We start from the raw sequence: 18795 nt of genomic DNA on the forward strand, positions 1-18795 counted from the left end.
CAGGGGTAGGGTCGGCGACGCAGTCCGGAGGTGAGGGGGCGCCATGGGGCCGGTGCGGGTGACGGCGATCGCGAGTCTGACACCGCTGGCGGAACTGGACGCCGACCCCTTCCTCGTGGACTCCCGCAGCCAGCACGCCATGTGCGCCCGCTGGGCCCGCGAACACGGCTACGTGGTGGCCCGGGAACTGCTGGTGCGGGCAGTCCGCTTCGACCACGGCCTGCTCTGGGACGGCGTACGGCCGGGCACCGACCTGTTCGTGGCGCCCAGCCGCCGGGTGCTGGAGAGCGCCCTGGCCTCCGTCGAGGAGTTCACCGCCGAGTGCGCGCGGCGCGGGGTGCGGGTGGAGACCGTAGGCCGCGCCGAACCGTCGTACGACGCCGCGATGAAGGCCCGGGTGCACCGCCGCCTGTCGATGCCGACGGCCGGCTACGACGGCCGCTGAGCCGCCCTCGGCCCTCTCCCCCCGGGGCCCATCGGGGACGAATCGGCACTTCCGGGCGTTGTGGCAGGGTGGGTACGGGCAGGAGCCGGTTCGCGGGCCGCCCTGGCTGGTGGCGGCGACGAGCCGGGACGTGAGGTGGACTGGGCGTGGGTGGCGTGCGGTGGCGACGGATCGCCAGTCAGATCGGGCGGAGCGTCACCGTGTGGGCGGTCGCCACCCTCACCATGCTGGTGCTCGCCGGCCTCCTCCCCGACTTCCGGCTGCGCTCCGCCGACGGCGACAGCGCCACCGACATAGCGGTCACCGCCGGGCTCGGCGCCGGTGCGTTCGGCCTGCTGTCGGCGTTGGTGTGGCCGCTGCTGGTGCGGCTGCTGCTGCTGGTACCGGCCCTCGTCCTCGGCCTGCTGGTGTTCTTCCTCAACGGCGCGCTGCTGCTGCTGGCGCTGCGGCTCAACCCGATCGAGAGCGGGACCGCCGCGTGGGAGACCGCGGTCGTGGTCGCCGCCGTGATGTCCGCCGTCGCCTCCGCCACCGGAGGCGCTCTCGCGGTGCGCGACGACGACGCCTACCGCCGCCGCCTCTACCGGCTCGCCTACCGCCGCCGCGGCTCCGCGCCGCCCGTCCCGGCCACCCACGGCACCGTTTTCCTGCAACTGGACGGCGTCGGCCACGACGTCCTGCTGCACGCGGCCGACCGGGGCCTGATGCCGACCGTCGCCCGCTGGCTCGGCGCCGACGGGGCCCGTCGCCCCTCCCACCGCCTCACCCCCTGGCGCACCGACTGGTCCAGCCAGACCGGCGCCAGTCAGCTCGGCATCCTGCACGGCAGCAACCACGACGTCCCCGCCTTCCGCTGGTACGAGAAGGACCGCCGGGAGGTGATGGTCTGCAACCGGCCCGCCAGCGCCGTCGAGCTGCAGCGGCGGGCCGTCCGCCACACCGGTCACGCCGGGCTGCTGGCCGCCGACGGCGCCAGCCGCGGCAACCTGTTCAGCGGCGGCGCCGGCGAACAGGCCCTGGTGCTGTCCATCACCGCACGCCGCCGCACCCGGGAGAACCGCTCCCGTTCGGGCTACTTCGCCTACTTCTCCGACCCGGCCAACGCCGTGCGCACCGCCCTGTCCTTCGGCGCCGAGGTGGTCCGCGAGATCGTCCAGTCCACCCGGGCCCGGTGGACCAAGCAGTTCCCGCGCGTGTCCCGCGGCGGGCTCTACCCGTTCGTACGGGCCTTCGCGACCGTGGTCCAGCGGGACGTGGTGGTCGCCGCCGTCATGGGCGACCTGCTGGCCGGGCGCACCTCCGTCTACGCCGACCTGGTCGCCTACGACGAGGTGGCCCACCACTCCGGCCCCGCGAGCCGGGACGCCGAGAAGGTCCTCAAACGCCTCGACCGCTCCCTCGCCCTGATCGAGCACGTCGCCGAGCACGCCCCCCGCCCGTACCGGATCGTCGTCCTCTCCGACCACGGCCAGAGCCCCGGCGAGACCTTCCGCGCCCGCTACGGCCTCACCCTGGGCGACCTGGTCCGGGCCGGGTGCGGACTGCCCGTACCGCGCCGCGCGCGGCGCACCCACAGCGGCGCCGAGGCCCGCGCGGCGGTCCGGACGGCACTGCACCGGCCGGTCGAGGAGAGCGTCGAGCAGTACCGACCCCCGCGCGGCTCCGAGCCCGTCGTACTGGCCTCCGGCAACCTCGGCCTGGTCTCCTTCCCGGACGTGCCGCACCGGATGACCAAGGAGGAGATCGACGCCCGCCATCCGGCACTGCTGCCGACCCTCGCCAACCACCCCGGCATCGGCTTCCTGCTGGTGCGCAGCGAACGGCACGGCGGTGTCGTCCTCGGCGCGCACGGTGCGGAGATCCCCCTCGACGCACTCGACGCACTCGACGACGATCCCGGGCCGCTGGCCGCGTTCGGGCCGGGCGCCGCCGACGCCGTGCGCCGCACCCACTCCTTCCCGCACACCGCCGACATCATGGTCAACTCCTTCCACGACCCCGCCACCGGGGAGGTCCACGCCTTCGAGGAGCAGATCGGCTCCCACGGAGGCCTCGGCGGCGCCCAGTCCCGCGCCTTCCTGCTGTCCCCGGTCGCGCTGTCCCCGCCGGTCGCCGACGGAACCGAACCCGCCGGTGCCGAACACATCCACCGGGTACTGCGCCGCTGGCTGGCCGAGTCCGGCGACTTCGCCCGTCCGACCCGCCCCGGCCGGGAACGCGCGGCCTGAACCCGGGCGGTCCGGTCTTCCGGGCAAGGGCCCGGTTGTGCGGGCAAGGGTCCGGTCCTGCGGGTGGGTCGAGCCGTAGTGTGATCGGATGGGGTCGGGAACCCCGGTGACCCGGGCGGCCCCGGACAGAGCACGGACCGGACACACGGCCGGACATATCGAAAGGATGCGTCATGGCAGCCACGCGCTCCGCACACACCGTTTGGGAAGGCAACCTCTTCAAGGGCAGCGGGGTCGTCACCTTCGACTCCTCCGGCAGCATCGGTGAGCAGCCGGTCACCTGGGCGTCGCGCGCGGAGGAGGCGAACGGCAAAACCAGCCCGGAGGAGCTGATCGCCGCCGCGCACTCCAGCTGCTACTCGATGGCCTTCTCCAACATCCTCGACAAGGCCGGCAACCCGCCGACCCGCCTGGTGACCTCCGCCGACGTCACCTTCGTGCCCGGCGAGGGCATCACCGGGATCCACCTCACCGTCGAGGCCACCGTTCCCGGCCTGGATGAGGCGGCCTTCCAGTCCGCGGCCGAGGACGCCAAGGTCAACTGCCCGGTCAGCCAGGCGCTGAAGGGCACCGAGATCACGCTGACGGCGAAGCTCTCCTGACCCGTCGTCTCCACGCCCCGCGGCACACCGCGGGGCACCCGCAGGCCGCCCCGCCGGGGCGGCCTGCGCCGTGTGGCCGTCCGAACGAGCGGTTGACAAACAGCCCGCATAGACTATTGACAACGGCTCGCTCAAGTTTTGTGCTGGAGACCTTGAGGTCCGAAGAGGTGTGCCCTGGCGGAAGGGGACAGCGATGGGACGTGCGGTCGGAATCGACCTGGGAACCACGAACTCGGTGGTGGCCGTGCTGGAGGGCGGTGAGCCGACCGTCGTCGCCAACGCGGAGGGCGCGCGGACCACCCCCTCGGTGGTGGCCTTCGCCAAGAACGGCGAGGTGCTCGTCGGGGAGGTCGCCAAACGGCAGGCCGTGACGAACGTCGACCGCACCGCCCGCTCGGTCAAGCGGCACATGGGCGACAGCCAGTGGCACTTCCCCGAGCACGGCTCCGTGGACGGCACCCGCTACCGGGCGCAGGAGCTGTCCGCCCGGGTGCTGCAGAAGCTGAAGCGGGACGCGGAGGCCTACCTCGGCGAGGACATCACGGACGCCGTGATCACCGTCCCGGCGTACTTCGACGACGCCCAGCGGCAAGCCACCAAGGAGGCCGGGGAGGTCGCCGGCCTGAAGGTCCTGCGGATCATCAACGAGCCCACGGCGGCGGCCCTCGCGTACGGCCTGGACAAGGAGAACGAGCAGACCGTCCTCGTCTTCGACCTGGGCGGCGGCACCTTCGACGTGTCGCTCCTGGAGATGGGCGACGGAGTCATCGAGGTGAAGGCCACCAACGGCGACACCCACCTCGGCGGCGACGACTGGGACCAGCGCCTCCTCGACCATTTCGCCCAGCGCTTCAAGAACCAGTACGGCGTCGACCTGGCGAAGGACAAGATGGCCGTGCAACGGCTGCGGGAGGCCGCCGAGAAGGCCAAGATCGAGCTGTCCTCCTCCTCCGAGACCACCGTCAACCTGCCCTACATCACGGCCTCCGCCGAGGGTCCGCTGCACCTCGACGAGAAACTCACCCGGGCCCAGTTCCAGGAACTCACCGCCGACCTGCTGGAGCGCTGCAAGACGCCCTTCCACCAGGCCGTCAAGGACGCCGGCGTCAAGCTCTCCGCGATCGACCACGTCATCCTCGTCGGCGGCTCCACCCGGATGCCCGCCGTGACCGACCTGGTCCGCGAACTCACCGGCAAGGACCCGCACAAGGGCGTCAACCCGGACGAGGTGGTCGCCGTCGGAGCGGCCCTCCAGGCGGGCGTCATCCGCGGCGACGTGAAGGACGTGCTGCTGCTCGACGTCACCCCGCTCTCCCTCGGCATCGAGACCAAGGGCGGCATCATGACCAAGTTGATCGAGCGCAACACCACCATCCCGACCCGGCGTTCGGAGACCTTCACCACGGCCGAGGACAACCAGCCCTCGGTCGGCATCCAGGTCTACCAGGGCGAGCGCGAGATCGCGGCGTACAACAAGAAGCTCGGCGTCTTCGACCTGACCGGTCTGCCGCCGGCGCCGCGCGGCGTCCCGCAGATCGAGGTGGCCTTCGACATCGACGCCAACGGCATCATGCACGTCTCCGCCAAGGACATGGCCACAGGCCGGGAGCAGAAGATGACCGTCACCGGCGGCTCGGCGCTGCCCAAGGACGACATCGACCGCATGATGCGCGAGGCCGAGCAGTACGCCGACGAGGACCGCAAGCGCCGCGAGGCCGCCGAGACCCGCAACCAGGCCGAGCAACTCGTCTACCAGAGCGAGAAGTTCATCCGGGAGAACGGCGACCGGATCCCCGCGGAGACCAAGTCCGAGGTCGAGGCCGCCGTCGCGGAGCTCAAACCCCTGCTGGAGCAGTCCGCCGACACGGCCGCGCTGCGCGCCGGCGTCGAGAAGCTCGCCGCGGTCAGCCAGAAGATGGGCCAGGCGATGTACGCCCAGGCGGAGCAGGCGTCCACCGGCGACGCCGGACAGCACACCTCACCGCAGGAGGAAGAGGGCGTCGTCGACGCGGAGATCGTCGACGACGAGAACGACGGAGGCGACGGGGGCCGCGGCAAGGAGGGACGCGGCGGTACTCAGTAGCAGTCCCGGGACTCCCGCAGCAGCTTCTGGGTGTGCTGGGTGGTGGCGGCCCGCGCCACCATGTGGTCCAGCACCTCCAGATGCGCCGAGACCTCCTTGCGGGAGTCCAGGTACAGGGCGCCGGTCAGGTACTCGGTGAACACCATGTCCGGCAGCTCCGGCTCGGCGAAGCGGAACAGCGAGAACGGCGCGTACGTCCCCGGATGCGGGCCGTCGGCGAACTCGGCGACCTGGAGTGTGATCCGGTCCCGCTCGGACCACTCCAGCAGCTTGTCGAACTGATCGCGCATCACCCGGCCGTCCACGCTCACCGGCCGCCGCAGCACCGTCTCCTCGATGATCACCCACAGGTGGGGCGGGTCCGGCCGCTCCAGGAGCCGCTGCCGCTCCAGGCGCAGCGACACATGCCGCTCGACCGCCTCGGGCCCCTGGTTCCCGATCGTCCCGGCCTCCAGGACGGCCCGCGCGTACTCCTCCGTCTGCAGCAGCCCCGGCACGAAGTGCGGCTCGTAGGACCGGATGATGCGGGCGGCGCCCTCGAGGCTCACGTACAGGCTGAACCAGTCGGGCAGCACGTCGTGGAACCGCTGCCACCAGCCCGGACGGTTCGCGTCCTCCGCGAGCCCGATGAACGTGGCCGCCTCGCTCTGCCGCACCCCGTAGGCCGTCAGCAGGATCTGGACGTAGGGGATCTTCAGCGCGACCTCGGCCGTCTCCATCCGCCGTACGGTCGCGGGTGCCACCCGCAGGATCCGGGCGGCCTCCTCACGGCTGAGGCCCGCCGTCTCCCGCAGTTCCTGCAGCCGCCTGCCGAGCACCACCTGGCCCACGGTGGGTGCGGCCCGCCGTTCACTCACGCCACGTCTCCCCAACGCCCCCGGACACCGGTTCAGTCTGCCATGCCGGACCGACCCTCTCACGGGTTGCGGGCCGGCGCCCCCGCTCCGGCCGATTCCGGTCCCCGGCCGGGGAGGCGCCGTACGGGGGAGCCGCACCGCCTTGACCAGGGCCTCGCCGCTCCTCCTGTGGCAGGCTGGGACAGAGCCCCGCCACCGCAGGAACCGGCCCGCAGGAGACCGAAGAGGAGCGTGCCCATGTCCGACGAACCGCTGTCGCCGCAGGAGATCGAGGAGCGGCTGGCCGACCTGCCGGGCTGGGCGCTCGACGGCGGCCGCCTCACCCGTTCCTACCGGCTCGGCTCCCACTTCGCGGCGACGGCGATGGTCGTCCACGTCGCCCAGGTGCAGGAGGAGCTGAACCACCACTCCGACCTCACCCTCGGCTACAACACCGTGTCCCTCGCCGTCCAGACGCACAGCGCGGGCGGTGCCGTCACCGAGAAGGACCTCGAACTGGCGCGCAGAGTACGGGACTTGGCGCCCGGTCACGGTGCACACTGAGGTGTGTGCTCGACTACGACGAGGAAGCGGAGCGCTACGACGCCTCACGCGGCGGTGAACCCCGGGCGGCCGCGGCCGCGGCGGCGGTGCTGGGACTGATACCGGCCGGCGCGCGGGACCTGCTGGACGCGGCCTGCGGCACCGGCCTCGTGACCCGGCGCCTTTCCGCCGCCCGGGACGGCCTGCGTGTGACCGGTGTCGACCTCGCGCCGGCGATGGTCCGGAGGGCTGCGGCCCGGCTGCCCGGTGCCGTGGTCCGCGCCGACGGCCGCCGACTGCCGTTCGGCGACGCCCGGTTCGACGCCGTGGTCAGCGTGTGGCTGCTGCACCTGATGTCCGGCCCGCAGGACGTGCGGATCCTCGTCGGCGAGTGCGCCAGGGTCCTGCGACCCGGCGGGGTCTACGTCACCACCGTCGACAAGGGCGCCTCGCACAACGTGGGCAGCGACATCGACGCCGTCCTCGCCGCCCGCCCGCGCAGCCCGGTGCACGACGCCGCCGCGGACGTGACGGCCCGCGCCGCCGAACACGGCCTGGTCCCGGCCGGGCAGGCCGTGTTCCGGGGCCACGGCCAGGGCCGCAGCCCCCGCCGCACCATCGCCGACCTGCGCCGCGGCTGGTTCGTCACCCTGCCTCCCGGTGACCCGCGCGCCGACGGCTTCGCCGCCGCCCTCGCCGCCCTCCCGGGCCAGGACCGCCCCCGCCCGGACCCGGTCTTCCGGTTGCGGGCGTACCGGAAGCCGCCGGTGCCCGGAAACGGATGAACTCCCCCACGGGGAGCGGCAACCCGGGCGGGGCCGGTGGCGACTGAGGGGCGGAACCCATCCGTCCTTCCTGGAGGTCCGTCCCGTGCAGCATCCCCACAGACAACGCGGACGCCGGTCCGCCCTTCCCGCGGTCCTCACCGCCGCGGCCCTCGCCGGGGCCGGGCTCACCGGCCTCGGCACCGGCACCGCCGAGGCCGCCACCGCACGGCAGGTCGAGAGACTCGACCGGGGCGTCGTCAGCGTGTACAACGGCAGCGGAAACCTGGTCAGCTGGCGCTGGCTCGGCACCGATCCGGGCAACGTCTCGTTCAACGTCTACCGGGCCGGTACGAAGGTCAACTCCAGCCCGGTCACCGGCTCCACCACCTTCTTCCACTCCGGCGCCCCCTCCCACGCCGACTACACCGTCCGCGCCGTGGTGAACGGCGTCGAGCAGGGCGACTCCGTGCACGCCGTGCAGTTCCGCGGCGGCTACAAGGACGTTCCCCTCTCCCCGCCGGCCGGCGGCACCACCCCGGACGGCGTCTCCTACACCTACGAGGCCAACGACGCCTCCGTCGGAGACCTCGACGGCGACGGCGCCCTCGACTTCGTGCTCAAGTGGCAGCCCACCAACGCCAAGGACAACTCCCAGTCCGGCTACACCGGCAACACGGTCATCGACGGCATCCGGCTCGACGGAACCCGGTTGTGGCGCATCGACCTGGGCCGCAACATCCGCTCCGGCGCCCACTACACCCAGTTCCAGGTGTACGACTACGACGGCGACGGCAGGGCCGAGGTCGCCATGAAGACCGCCGACGGCACCCGGGACGGCACCGGCGCCGTCATCGGCAGTTCCTCCGCCGACCACCGCAACTCCAGCGGCTACATCCTGTCCGGGCCCGAGTACCTGACCATGTTCGACGGGCGGACGGGCAGGGCCATGGGCACCGTCGACTACGTCCCGGCCCGCGGCACCGTCTCCTCCTGGGGCGACTCCTACGGCAACCGCGTCGACCGCTTCCTCGCCGGCACCGCCTACCTGGACGGCTCCCGGCCCTCCCTGATCATGGCCCGCGGCTACTACACCCGGTCCGTCGTCGCCGCCTGGGACTGGCGAGGCGGCGCCTTCACCCGCCGCTGGACCTTCGACACCAACTCCTCCACCAACAGCGGCAAGGGCTACGACGGCCAGGGCTCCCACAGCCTCTCCGTCGGCGACGTCGACGACGACGGCCGGGACGAGATCGTCTACGGCGCGATGGCCGTCGACGACAACGGCAACGGCCTGTGGACCACCAGGACCGGCCACGGCGACGCCCAGCACCTCGGCGACCTCGACGCGTCCACCCCCGGACTCGAGTACTACAAGGTCTCCGAGTCCACCTCCCAGCCCGCCGCCCTCTACATCGACCCGGCAGGCGGGTCGGTCCGCTGGAAGCTCTCCGCCTGCTGCGACAACGGACGCGGCGTCGCCGGTGACATCTGGTCGGGCAACTCCGGCCCCGAGATGTGGTCCTCCTCCGACGGCGGCATCCGCGACGAGGGCGGCGGCACCAAGGGCCGCAAGCCGTCCTCCACCAACTTCCTGGCCTGGTGGGACGGCGACCCGGTGCGCGAACTCCTCGACGGCACCCGCATCGACAAGTACGGCCCCTCCTCCGACACCCGCCTGCTGACCGGCTCCGGCGTCGCCTCCAACAACGGCACCAAGGCCACGCCCGTGCTGTCCGGGGACATCCTCGGCGACTGGCGCGAGGAGGTCGTCTGGCGCACCGCCGACAACACCGCGCTGCGCATCTACTCCACCCCGCACGACACCGACCTCAGGATCACCACCCTGCTGCACGACACCCTGTACCGCACCGCGCTGGCCTGGCAGAACACCGCCTACAACCAGCCGCCGCACACCGGTTTCTTCATCGGCGCCGACATGCCGACCCCGCCCCGGCCGGCGGTCTACACCCCCTGAGAGCCGCGAGCCCGTGGGGCACGTGCCGCGAACCGCGGCACGTGCCCCACGGGCGTCCTCCCCGCCGGATCACGTCACCGTGCAGGCCTTTCCGTCCAGTTCGAAGGCGGCCGGTTCCGGGTTCGCCGCCGAACGGCTCGCCGTGAAGCCGAAACCGACCGAGGAGCCCGCCGCGACGGTGCCGTTCCAGTCGGTGCTGCGCACCGTCACCGTGGAACCGGACTGTGTGTGGGCCCCGTTCCAGAGCTGGGAGACCCGCTGACCGTCCGTGAACGACCAGCTCAGCGACCAGCCGTTCCAGGTCTTCGACCCGGTGTTGGTCACCTGGACCTGGGCCTGGAAACCGTCGGGCCACTGGTTGGTGATCGCGTAGGTCACCGCGCAGGCGCCCGTCGGCTCAGGCTCAGGCTCCGGATCCGGGTCGGTGCCTCCGCCGCCGTCGTCCCCGCCCCCGGTGTCCGAGGTGTCGCCGTACACGATCCCGCGGCCGTTGGTCGCCACGTACACCCTGCCGTACACCCGCGGGTCGCCGGTGATCGCCGCACCCGTCCAACCCCACTGGTGGGCGTCGTCGTTGACGCGGGTCCAGCTCTCGCCCCGGTCCGTGGAACGGAAGATGCCGCGCACCCCGTCGATCTTCGCGCTGCTGAAGACGGTCTGGTACGAGGCGCCGGGGGCCGCCTTGCCGAAGCCGACGGTGTCGGCCTCGTCGACGCCCCGCAGTGCGGTGAAGCTCCGTCCGCCGTCGGTGGAGTGCCACAGCCCGTACGCACCGTCGCTCGCCCCGCCGGCCAGCCATATGTCGCCCTCGGTGCCCGGCAGCGCCTTGAACCGCACGCTGTCACCGCTCGGCAGCCCGGCCGCGGGGGAGGCGGTGAAGGTGGCGCCGCCGTCCTTGCTGACGTAGAACTTCCCGGACTTGAAGCCGTAGAACGTCTTCGGGTCCACCCGGTCGGACTCGACGACCGCTCCCTCGGGGATGCCGCTCGACGCCGACCACGAGGTGCCGAAGCCGGTGGTGTGGTGCACCCCGGCGCCCTGCGGGCTCCACACGAAGCGGCTGCCGTCGGCGCCGGCCGCGACCGTGCCGCCGCCGCTGACGCCCGAAGGGTCGGTTCCCGCGAACCAGTTGGCGCCGTTGTCGGTCGAGAACGCGATGTGCGGGCCCGAGTCCAGGTTCCCCGACCGGACCACCGTGTTCGGGTCGGACTCGGCGAAGTCCAGACTGGTGGTGGCGGTGAAAACGGGCTGGGTGAACATCATCGACGGCACCTTCGTCAGGTCCGTGTGCCGGAAGCCGCCGAGGTCGAGGAGCCCGCTGAGCAGCGGGGCGCCCGACGGTGGAGAGACGAGGTCGTTGACCGCGGTCTCCTCCAGCCCGCGCACCATGGGCGTGATGGTGAACGCGGTGTCGTCGTCCCAGTTCGTGAGGTTCTCCGTGCCGTAGACCGTCGCGCCCGTCCCGTACATCATGCGGTCCGAGTCGAACGGGTCGATCTCCAGCGCCTCGGTCATCCACCCCAGTTTCGGGGTCTGTTCGGGCGGTGACGGGTGGGCGTCCCAGGTCAGCCACGGCACGGACGAGACGTCCATGGTGTAGCGGTTCTCCCGGTCCGGGTACGAGGTGTACTCCCATGCCTGCGTCCAGGTCGCACCGCTGTCCGTGGAGCGGAAGATCTGGGTGTCCGGCCACCAGGAGCTGTACGCCGTCGCCATGACCGTGCCCGGTCGCTGCCGGTCCACCGTCAGCCCGCTGAAGCCGTAGTAGGTGTCGGCCTCCGCCACCGGGCTGATGTCCGTCCAGGCGCCGGTCGCCGTGGCGTACCGGTACAGGCGGCCCTTGCCGCCGTCGTAGGGGCCGCCGGTGTCGCTGTAGGCCAGGTACAGGTGACCGTTCTCGGCGTCGAGGACGCCCTTGTGGGCCAGGTGGCCCGTCGGCTGGCCGGCGAGGCGCTGCCAGGTCGCGCCCGCGTCCGTCGAGCGGTAGACGGCGTTCTCCTTGTCGGCCACCCCGACGTAGATCGTCCGGGTCGCGCTGCCCGGCGTGCCCGTGGACTCGTCGAAGGTGACCCAGACGATGCCCTGGTTGTCACTGGCGTATCCGGAGGCGTCGCCCGGGTCCTGCACGTAGTCGCCCGGGTTGGGGAAGGCCGTCACCTGCGACCAGCTCGCCCCCGAGTCGGTCGACCGCCACAGCCCCCTGCCGCTGGGCGCGCCCAGGTACAGCACGCTGTTGCGGTGGGGGTCGACCGCCAGGCGTTCCCCCATGCCCCGTCCGGGCATGTTCCCGCCCAGCTTGAAGGGCAGGTCGGCCTTCCGCCAGCTCGCGCCCCGGTCGGTGGAACGCAGCACCGCGCCGTTCTTCGGGTCCCAGTCGTTGGTGTAGGTGCCGACCGCCGCGTACACCCGGTCGGGGTCGGCGGAGTCGGAGGCGATGCTGACCACGCCGGTGTGGCCCCAGTCGTCCCAGCCGACCGAGTCCAGCAGCGGGGTCCAGGTCTTCGTCGGCTCCTGCCACCGGTAGGCGCCGCCGATGTCGGTGCGGGCGTAGGCCAGGTTCTTCTCGCTGCGGTTGAAGACGATGCCCGGCACGAAGCCGCCGCCGTCGATGCGGGCGTTCTTCCAGGTGTAGGTGTCGGCGGCGAAGGCGGTGGCCGGCTCCGGGGCGTCGGCGGCCAGGGCGGGCGGGCCGCCCGTGAGCAGGCCGGCCGCCAGCGCGAGCACGGCCGTCAGGACGCGGGTTCTTCGCACGGTGAGGGTCCTTCCTCGGGGTGGGGGGAGAGGCAGGGAAGAGCCAGGGAAGAAACAGGGAGAGAAGCAGGGAAAGGGAGAGGTCGGGCGTGCGAGGGCCGGGCGGGTCCCCCGTGCGCGAGGGGACCCGCCCGGCCGCCGTGGCCCCGACGTCAGGTGCCGGGGCCGGCACACGGAGCGCCGGCGGGGGCTACTCGAGGAGCTCCGCGTACGAGCCCATGGCCAGGGCGATGTCGGCCTGGGCCCAGAACCGGTGGTAGGTGAAGGTGGGCGCTGCCCCGCCCGCCAGATAGGACTCGATCTTCGACCAGGCCGGGTCGTCCTGGTAGAAGGACCGGATCGACTCGAAGGTCGACGACGAGTCGATCCGGTCGCCGTTCGGCATGGTGCCGCTCCAGCCGCCGGGGACGTACACCGGGTCGTCGAAGCGGTTGTAGTCGGCGCGGGTCTCCTCGACGGCGATGCCGAGTGCGTCCTGGTTGTTCTCCCACATGCCGTCCAGCAGCGCCTTCGCCGTGGTGGCCGCCTCCGTGTCACCGGAGCGGTCGGCGTAGTACGTCAGCGTCTTGGCGTAGGCCGCGGCCACCCCGACGTCGTCGGTGTAGTCGGCGACGGTGACGTGCAGCCCGCTGTTGGCGCCGGGCGAGGAGGCGTTCCAGGTGTCGGGCTTGCCCGACCACCGGAGCGTCGACGGCATCAGGAAGGAGCCGTCGGGATTGACGGTGGTCTCGGACAGCGCCCAGTCCACCCACTTGTCGAGGACCGACTTGGCGAGCGCGTTGCCGGTCTGCTGGTACAGCTCGGCGACCCGCTCCATCGACCACGCCTGGAAGCCGAACCACTGGTTGGACGGCGGGTCGTGGTAGACCGGCTTCTCGTCGTAGTGCATGCCGTAGAAGGTCGGTGTGCCGGACGGCGGGGACGTGTACCGGCCACCCCAGCTGTTGGTCGCGCCGCCCGCGATGCCGCCCTCGTCGGACTGCAGCCAGCGGTAGAACTCCAGTTGCCGCTGCATCGACTTGGCCCAGTCGTTCGCGCCCGTCGCCGACTTCGGCTTCAGCGGCGCGTGGTTGCTCAGCGCGTACGCGGCGAGCGGGTTCTGGTAGCCGCCGTGCGCGTGGCTGGAGCCGATGCGCCAGGCCCAGCCGGCCGAGGTGTCGGTGGCGCCGCCCCAGGCGTAGTACCAGGACAGCAGGTAGTGCGAGGCGTCCTTGCCGGTGCCGGCCGGGCAGGACGGACTGGTGCAGTTGCCGACCTTCTTGAAGTACTTGTCGTACATGGCGTAGCGCAGGTAGTCACCCATCTTCGCGGCCTTGCCGACGGTCGCGGCGATCTGGGACCCCTTGCCCTGGTCCTTGGCCCACAGGTCGGCCCAGTACGCGGCCTGCACGGCGCGCGCGTCGGCGTCCGGGGCGTTGGTGTACTTCCACTGCTTGGCGTACGAGGCGTCCTTGGTGAACAGGTCCAGATAGCCGTTGGGGCCGCCGTACTTGAAGGCGTCGCAGGTCGGCTGCGGCACCGTCTCCCACACCGACTCCTGCGCGCCGCGCTGGAAGGTGTTGATGTACGACGGCCCGGTGTCCGCCGGACCCGCCTCGCACTTGCCGGGCGAGTTGCCGTAGCCGTACACGTTGTCGACGTCCTGGAGCCAGTGCATGCCGTACACGTCGTCCGTGCCGTAGGCGGACTTCAGCTCGGCCGCGATCGGGTCCGGGCCGACGGAGACACCCGCGTCGAGCTGCGACGGGTACTCGTTCGGCGTGTCGTGCTCGGGCGCGTACGTCGCGGGCTTCGAGGGATTGTAGAAGGCGTTGGTCGGCTGGTCGGCGTGGGTCGGGATCATGTACCGCTCCATGATGTCCCAGGCCTCGTTGAACTTCGACCAGTCACCGGTCACCTTGCCGTACATCGCCTGGAGCCACAGCAGATAGCTGTACGCCTCCGAGGTGGTCTCGTGACCGTGGTCCGGCGCCTCGACGATCAGCGTCTCCACCGAGTGGTACGGGATGCCCTCGGGGGAGAAGTAGCCGTTGGCCGGGTCGGTGATCTTCCCGTACAGCTCGAGGAAGCGCGCGTCGTACGTCTTGGCCGCGCCCAACTGCGTCACCGTGACCGCCGCCTTGGCGTGGCCGGGCGCCGAGGACTCGAAGACGGCCGAGCCGCTGCCCGAGGTGTCGGCGGCGATCGTCACCCGCTGCGCGGTGTTCCAGTTCGACGGGGTGAAGGTGAGCGAGCCGCCGGCGGACACCGACAGGCCCGAGTTGCCGCTCGCCCGGGTCGTCGTGACGGTCGTGTTCGCGCTCGGCTGCTTGGACAGCTTCACCTCGTACGTGCCCGACTTACCCTGCTGCACGCCCAGTTGGGACGGCGTGGCGACCACGGCGGGACCCGAGGCGACGGTGATGCCGACCGGGGTGGAGCTCGCGGAGGCTCCCAGGCTGTCGTACGCCTTCGCCGTCAGTGAATGACTGCCCACGGTCAATCCGGCGACGGAAAGGGTGAAGGGCGCGCTCGTGTCCGTGCCCAGCAGCCGGGTGTCGTCGTAGAACTCCACCTTGCTGATGGTGGCGTTGTCGGCCGCCGCGGCGGTCGCCGCGAGCGGTACCGGCTCGCCCTGGGTGTAGACGGAGCCGGCCTCCGGGCTGGTCAGCACGGTGATCGGCGGCTGGTGGGCCCCGGTGCAGGGGGTGCCGTTGATCGCGAAGGAGCTGGGTGCGGCGTTGCTGCCGCTGTAGGCGAACTGCGCGCCGGTGGTGACGGCGCCACCGGCCGCGATCCGCGCGTTGTGCCCGGCGTCCCGTACGGTCACGGTCTTCCCGGACTGGCTCCAGCTGCCGTTCCAGCCGTTCACGAGTCGCTGGTCGCCCGTGTAGGCGTAGGTGAGGGTCCAGCCGTCGATGGCTTCCGCGGCGCGGTTGGTGAGGGTCAGGTCCGCGGTGAAACCGGAACCCCAGTCATTGGTCCGGTAGTCCACGCTGCACTGAACGGCCGCAGCCTGAGCGGGGGTCGATGCCGAGGACAGCATCGTCAGCGGAAGGGCGAGAGCGGCCGCCGCGGCGGTCCACAGCCGCCGCACGCCGCGGCGTCTTCTGGGTGGGGGGAGCATGGTGCTGGTTCCTCCTGCGACTCGAAGATGTCAAGGCTTGAACCAGTGGGAGCGCTCCCATAGTGGGGATGGGGTCCAGGGCGGTCAAGGCTTGTGAAGAGTCGAAAAGATTCGATGGTCCGAGTTGAGCGAAAGTCAGTGGTCCCTCTGTTCTTCGCCGTCACTTGGCGCTAGCTTCATGGCACCAGTGGGAGCGGTTCCATCAGTCGACGCGTCCGTCTCGACGCGTCCGAACTGCAAGGAGTCGCTCATGCGGCACCCCCCGCGTTCAGTGCTCAAAGCCCCACCCCAGCCATGCCCGGTGGAGCACTTCGCCACCGTCTGCCCGAGGGACGCCGGCACCGGATCCGCGGTGTCCCGGCTCGACGGCGCCACCCGTACCCCCGACGCGGGGACAGCGCACTCCTGTGGGACCCCTCATGGCCGGTCCGGCCCCCGCACACCCCGGACCGCGGACCGGACCCCGTCCTGATCCCGAGCCCCGAGGCGCCCCCACGCCGTACGGCACCGGGCCGCGCGAGCCACGCGCGCCCCGACGGACAGCCCTCTTCGGACAGCCCCCTACGGATAGGAAACCCGCACTCATGAGTCGTACCAGAACCGCGCTCCTCGCTGCCATGGCGCTGGTCGCCGGCGCCGCCGGGACGGCCTACGCCGCCGTCCCCGGCGACGTGGGCGCCGCCGCCGTCCCCTGCACCGTCGACTACCGGGTGCAGAACCAGTGGGACAGCGGCTTCACCGCCGCCGTGACGGTCACCAACCTCGGCTCCGCCAAGTCCTCGTGGCAGCTGAAGTGGTCCTACGCCGGCAACCAGCGGGTCACCAGTGCCTGGAACGCCAAGGTCACCCAGTCCGGCGCCAACGTCACCGCCGTCAACGAGTCCTACAACGGCTCGTTGGGCACCGGTGGTTCGGCCAGCTTCGGTTTCCAGGGCACCTACAGCGGCAGCAACGCGATTCCCGCCACCTTCACGCTCGACGGTGTCACGTGCAACGTCGACGACGGCGGCCCGACCGACCCCACGGACCCGACCGATCCGACCGACCCCGGCAGCCGGGTCGACAACCCCTACAGCGGCGCCAAGGTGTACGTGAACCCCGAGTGGTCCGCGAACGCGGCAGCCGAACCGGGCGGCAGCCGCATCGCGAACCAGCCCACCGGTGTCTGGCTGGACCGCACCGCCGCCATCAACGGGGCCAACGGCAAGATGGGGCTGCGTGCCCACCTCGACGAGGCCCTGCGGCAGAAGGGCTCGGGCGAACTCGTCATCCAGTTGGTCATCTACAACCTGCCCGGCCGTGACTGCTCCGCCCTCGCCTCCAACGGCGAACTCGGCCCGACGGAGATCGGCCGCTACAAGACCGAGTACATCGACCCGATCGCCGCGATCCTCTCCGACCAGAAGTACGCCTCGCTGCGGATCGTCACCACGGTCGAGATCGACTCGCTGCCCAACCTGGTCACCAACGTCTCCCCGCGGGCCACCGCCACGCCCGACTGCGACGTGATGAAGGCCAACGGCAACTACGTCAAGGGCGTGGGCTACGCCCTGAACAAGCTCGGCGACGTGCCCAACGTCTACAACTACGTGGACGCCGGCCACCACGGCTGGCTGGGCTGGGACGACAACTTCGGGGCCTCCGCCCAGGTCTTCAAGCAGGCCGCCACCGCCGAGGGCGCGACCGTGGCCGACGTCCACGGCTTCATCGCCAACACCGCCAACTACAGCGCGCTCAAGGAGAACAACTTCTCGATCGACCAGACCGTGGCCGGCAAGTCCGTGCGCGAGTCCAAGTGGGTCAGCTGGAACCGTTACGTCGACGAGCTGTCGTACGCCCAGGCCCTGCGCCAGGAGCTGGTCTCGCTCGGCTTCGACTCGAAGATCGGCATGCTGATCGACACCTCCCGCAACGGCTGGGGCGGTACCGCCCGGCCCGCCGGGCCCGGCGCCACGACCAGCGTGGACACCTACGTCGACGGCGGCCGCTACGACCGTCGACTCAACACGGGCAACTGGTGCAACCAGAAGGGTGCGGGCCTCGGAGAGCGGCCGAAGGCCGCACCGGAGCCCGGGATCGACGCCTACGTGTGGATGAAGCCCCCGGGCGAGTCCGATGGCGCGAGCAAGGTCATCGACAACGACGAGGGCAAGGGTTTCGACCGGATGTGCGACCCGACGTACACGGGTAACCCGAGGAACGACAACAACATGTCGGGCGCCCTGTCGGACGCCCCGATCTCCGGGCACTGGTTCTCCGCCCAGTTCCAGGAGCTGATGAGGAACGCGTACCCGCCGCTGTCCTGACCGGCTGATCCCTGGTCCGCCGGGGCCGGGAGGCCGGGCCGTGTGCCCGGCCCCGGTCCCGGCGGGCCGACCCGTTCCGGGAAACCGTTTTGCGGAATCGGCAACTTCACTGGCTCCTGCCCGGTGCGTCTGCGCACCCTGTCCGCATCCGAGCGGAGAGGCCGACCACCATGGCGCACCACCACCACGACCATCAGCAGCACGACCACCCGGGCACGGGGACGGACACGCACACGCACACCGACATCGACTGGGCGGAGATGGCCGCCCTGCTCGAATCGGAGGCCGAACTGTTCACGCCCCTGTACGAGCGGGCCCTCGGCTGGCTCGCGAAGGAGGTGACGGAACCGGGGCTGATCGTGGACGCGGGCAGCGGTCCGGGCGTCATCGCGTGCCTGTTCGCCGAGGTCTTCGAGGGCGCCCGCATCGTGGCCGCCGACGGCTCCGCCCCGCTGCTGGAACGGGCGGCGGAGCGCGCCGCCCGGTACGGCGTCGGCGACCGCTTCGACACCCTCGCCGGAGAACTCCCCGGCGTGCTCGACGAACTGGAGTACCCCGCCGACCTGTTGTGGGCCAGCCGCAGCGTCCACCACCTGGGCGACCAGCGCGCCGCACTCGCCGCCTACGCCGCCCGGCTCGCGCCCGGCGGCACGCTGGCCGTGATGGAGGGCGGGCTGCCCACCCGGTTCCTGCCGCGCGACATCGGCATCGGCCGGCCCGGACTCCAGGCACGCCTGGACGCCGTGGAGGCCGACTGGTTCACCCGCATGCGCACCGAACTGCCGGACTCCGTCGCGCACACCGAGGACTGGCCGGCGCTGCTGACCGAGATCGGGCTGCACCACGCCCGCTCCCGCACCTTCCTCCTCGACCTGCCCGCCCCGGCCGGCGACCGGGTCCGTGCCCACGTCGTCGAGAAGCTCACCCGCACCCGCGACAGACTCTCCGGTGAACTGGACGCCGACGACCGCGCCACCCTCGACCGCCTCCTCGACCCGGCCGACGAGGCGAGCCTCCACCGGCGTCCCGACGTCTTCTACCTGGCGGCCCACACGGTCCACGCGGCCGTCCGCCCGGTGTAGGGCCCGCCCGGACCGGTGACGCCGCACGGACACGGCGGCCTCCCCCGCGCACGGGGAGGCCGCCGCATCCG

At 71.5% G+C, this 18795-nt stretch carries 12 protein-coding genes; 9 read left to right on the plus strand and 3 right to left on the minus strand.

What is annotated here, in order from left to right:
- Positions 1-43 precede the first annotated feature (43 nt).
- The 4 genes from ACWEQO_RS07585 (at position 44) to dnaK (ending at position 5358) form a co-directional block, all read left to right on the plus strand.
- Positions 44-445: a hypothetical protein gene (locus ACWEQO_RS07585; protein WP_361462511.1), complete on the plus strand. Its 402-nt coding sequence runs from the start codon at positions 44-46 to the stop codon at positions 443-445.
- Between the two features lie 146 nt (positions 446-591).
- Positions 592-2673, plus strand: coding sequence for a phage holin family protein (locus ACWEQO_RS07590; protein ID WP_452979974.1), 2082 nt, complete (start codon positions 592-594; stop codon positions 2671-2673).
- Positions 2674-2846: 173 nt separating this feature from the next.
- Entirely contained in the window at positions 2847-3275 is a 429-nt protein-coding gene (locus tag ACWEQO_RS07595; protein ID WP_279332583.1) for an OsmC family protein, read from the plus strand.
- A gap of 193 nt (positions 3276-3468) precedes the next feature.
- On the plus strand, positions 3469-5358 hold the full coding sequence (gene dnaK, locus ACWEQO_RS07600) for a molecular chaperone DnaK (protein WP_361462515.1): 1890 nt from the start codon (positions 3469-3471) through the stop codon (positions 5356-5358).
- Here dnaK and ACWEQO_RS07605 read toward each other — a convergent pair.
- Positions 5352-6215 carry a helix-turn-helix domain-containing protein gene (locus ACWEQO_RS07605; RefSeq protein WP_361462518.1) on the minus strand — a complete coding sequence of 288 codons (864 nt, stop codon included), beginning with the start codon at positions 6213-6215 and terminating at the stop codon, positions 5352-5354. The genes dnaK and ACWEQO_RS07605 overlap by 7 nt on opposite strands.
- A 237-nt stretch (positions 6216-6452) precedes the next feature.
- Between ACWEQO_RS07605 and ACWEQO_RS07610 the strand changes: the two genes are divergently transcribed.
- From ACWEQO_RS07610 to ACWEQO_RS07620, 3 genes are all read left to right on the plus strand, one after another.
- On the plus strand, positions 6453-6758 hold the full coding sequence (locus ACWEQO_RS07610) for a 4a-hydroxytetrahydrobiopterin dehydratase (RefSeq protein WP_452979979.1): 306 nt from the start codon (positions 6453-6455) through the stop codon (positions 6756-6758).
- A 5-nt stretch (positions 6759-6763) separates the two neighbouring features.
- Positions 6764-7522: a class I SAM-dependent methyltransferase gene (locus ACWEQO_RS07615; protein ID WP_452979982.1), complete on the plus strand. Its 759-nt coding sequence runs from the start codon at positions 6764-6766 to the stop codon at positions 7520-7522.
- A gap of 85 nt (positions 7523-7607) precedes the next feature.
- A complete protein-coding gene (locus tag ACWEQO_RS07620; RefSeq protein ID WP_452979985.1) occupies positions 7608-9479 on the plus strand; it encodes a rhamnogalacturonan lyase in 1872 nt (623 codons plus the stop codon).
- A 69-nt stretch (positions 9480-9548) separates the two neighbouring features.
- Here the strand turns inward: ACWEQO_RS07620 and ACWEQO_RS07625 are convergent, their stop codons facing one another.
- On the minus strand, positions 9549-12230 hold the full coding sequence (locus tag ACWEQO_RS07625; protein ID WP_452979988.1) for a cellulose binding domain-containing protein: 2682 nt from the start codon (positions 12228-12230) through the stop codon (positions 9549-9551).
- A gap of 190 nt (positions 12231-12420) precedes the next feature.
- Entirely contained in the window at positions 12421-15336 is a 2916-nt protein-coding gene (locus ACWEQO_RS07630; RefSeq protein ID WP_361452355.1) for a glycoside hydrolase family 48 protein, read from the minus strand.
- Positions 15337-15920: 584 nt separating this feature from the next.
- Between ACWEQO_RS07630 and ACWEQO_RS07635 the strand changes: the two genes are divergently transcribed.
- Entirely contained in the window at positions 15921-17642 is a 1722-nt protein-coding gene (locus tag ACWEQO_RS07635) for a glycoside hydrolase family 6 protein (protein WP_452979992.1), read from the plus strand.
- A gap of 170 nt (positions 17643-17812) precedes the next feature.
- Entirely contained in the window at positions 17813-18724 is a 912-nt protein-coding gene (locus tag ACWEQO_RS07640) for a class I SAM-dependent methyltransferase (protein ID WP_452979995.1), read from the plus strand.
- Positions 18725-18795 lie beyond the last annotated feature (71 nt).

This window comes from Streptomyces sp. NPDC004051 (assembly GCF_053604275.1).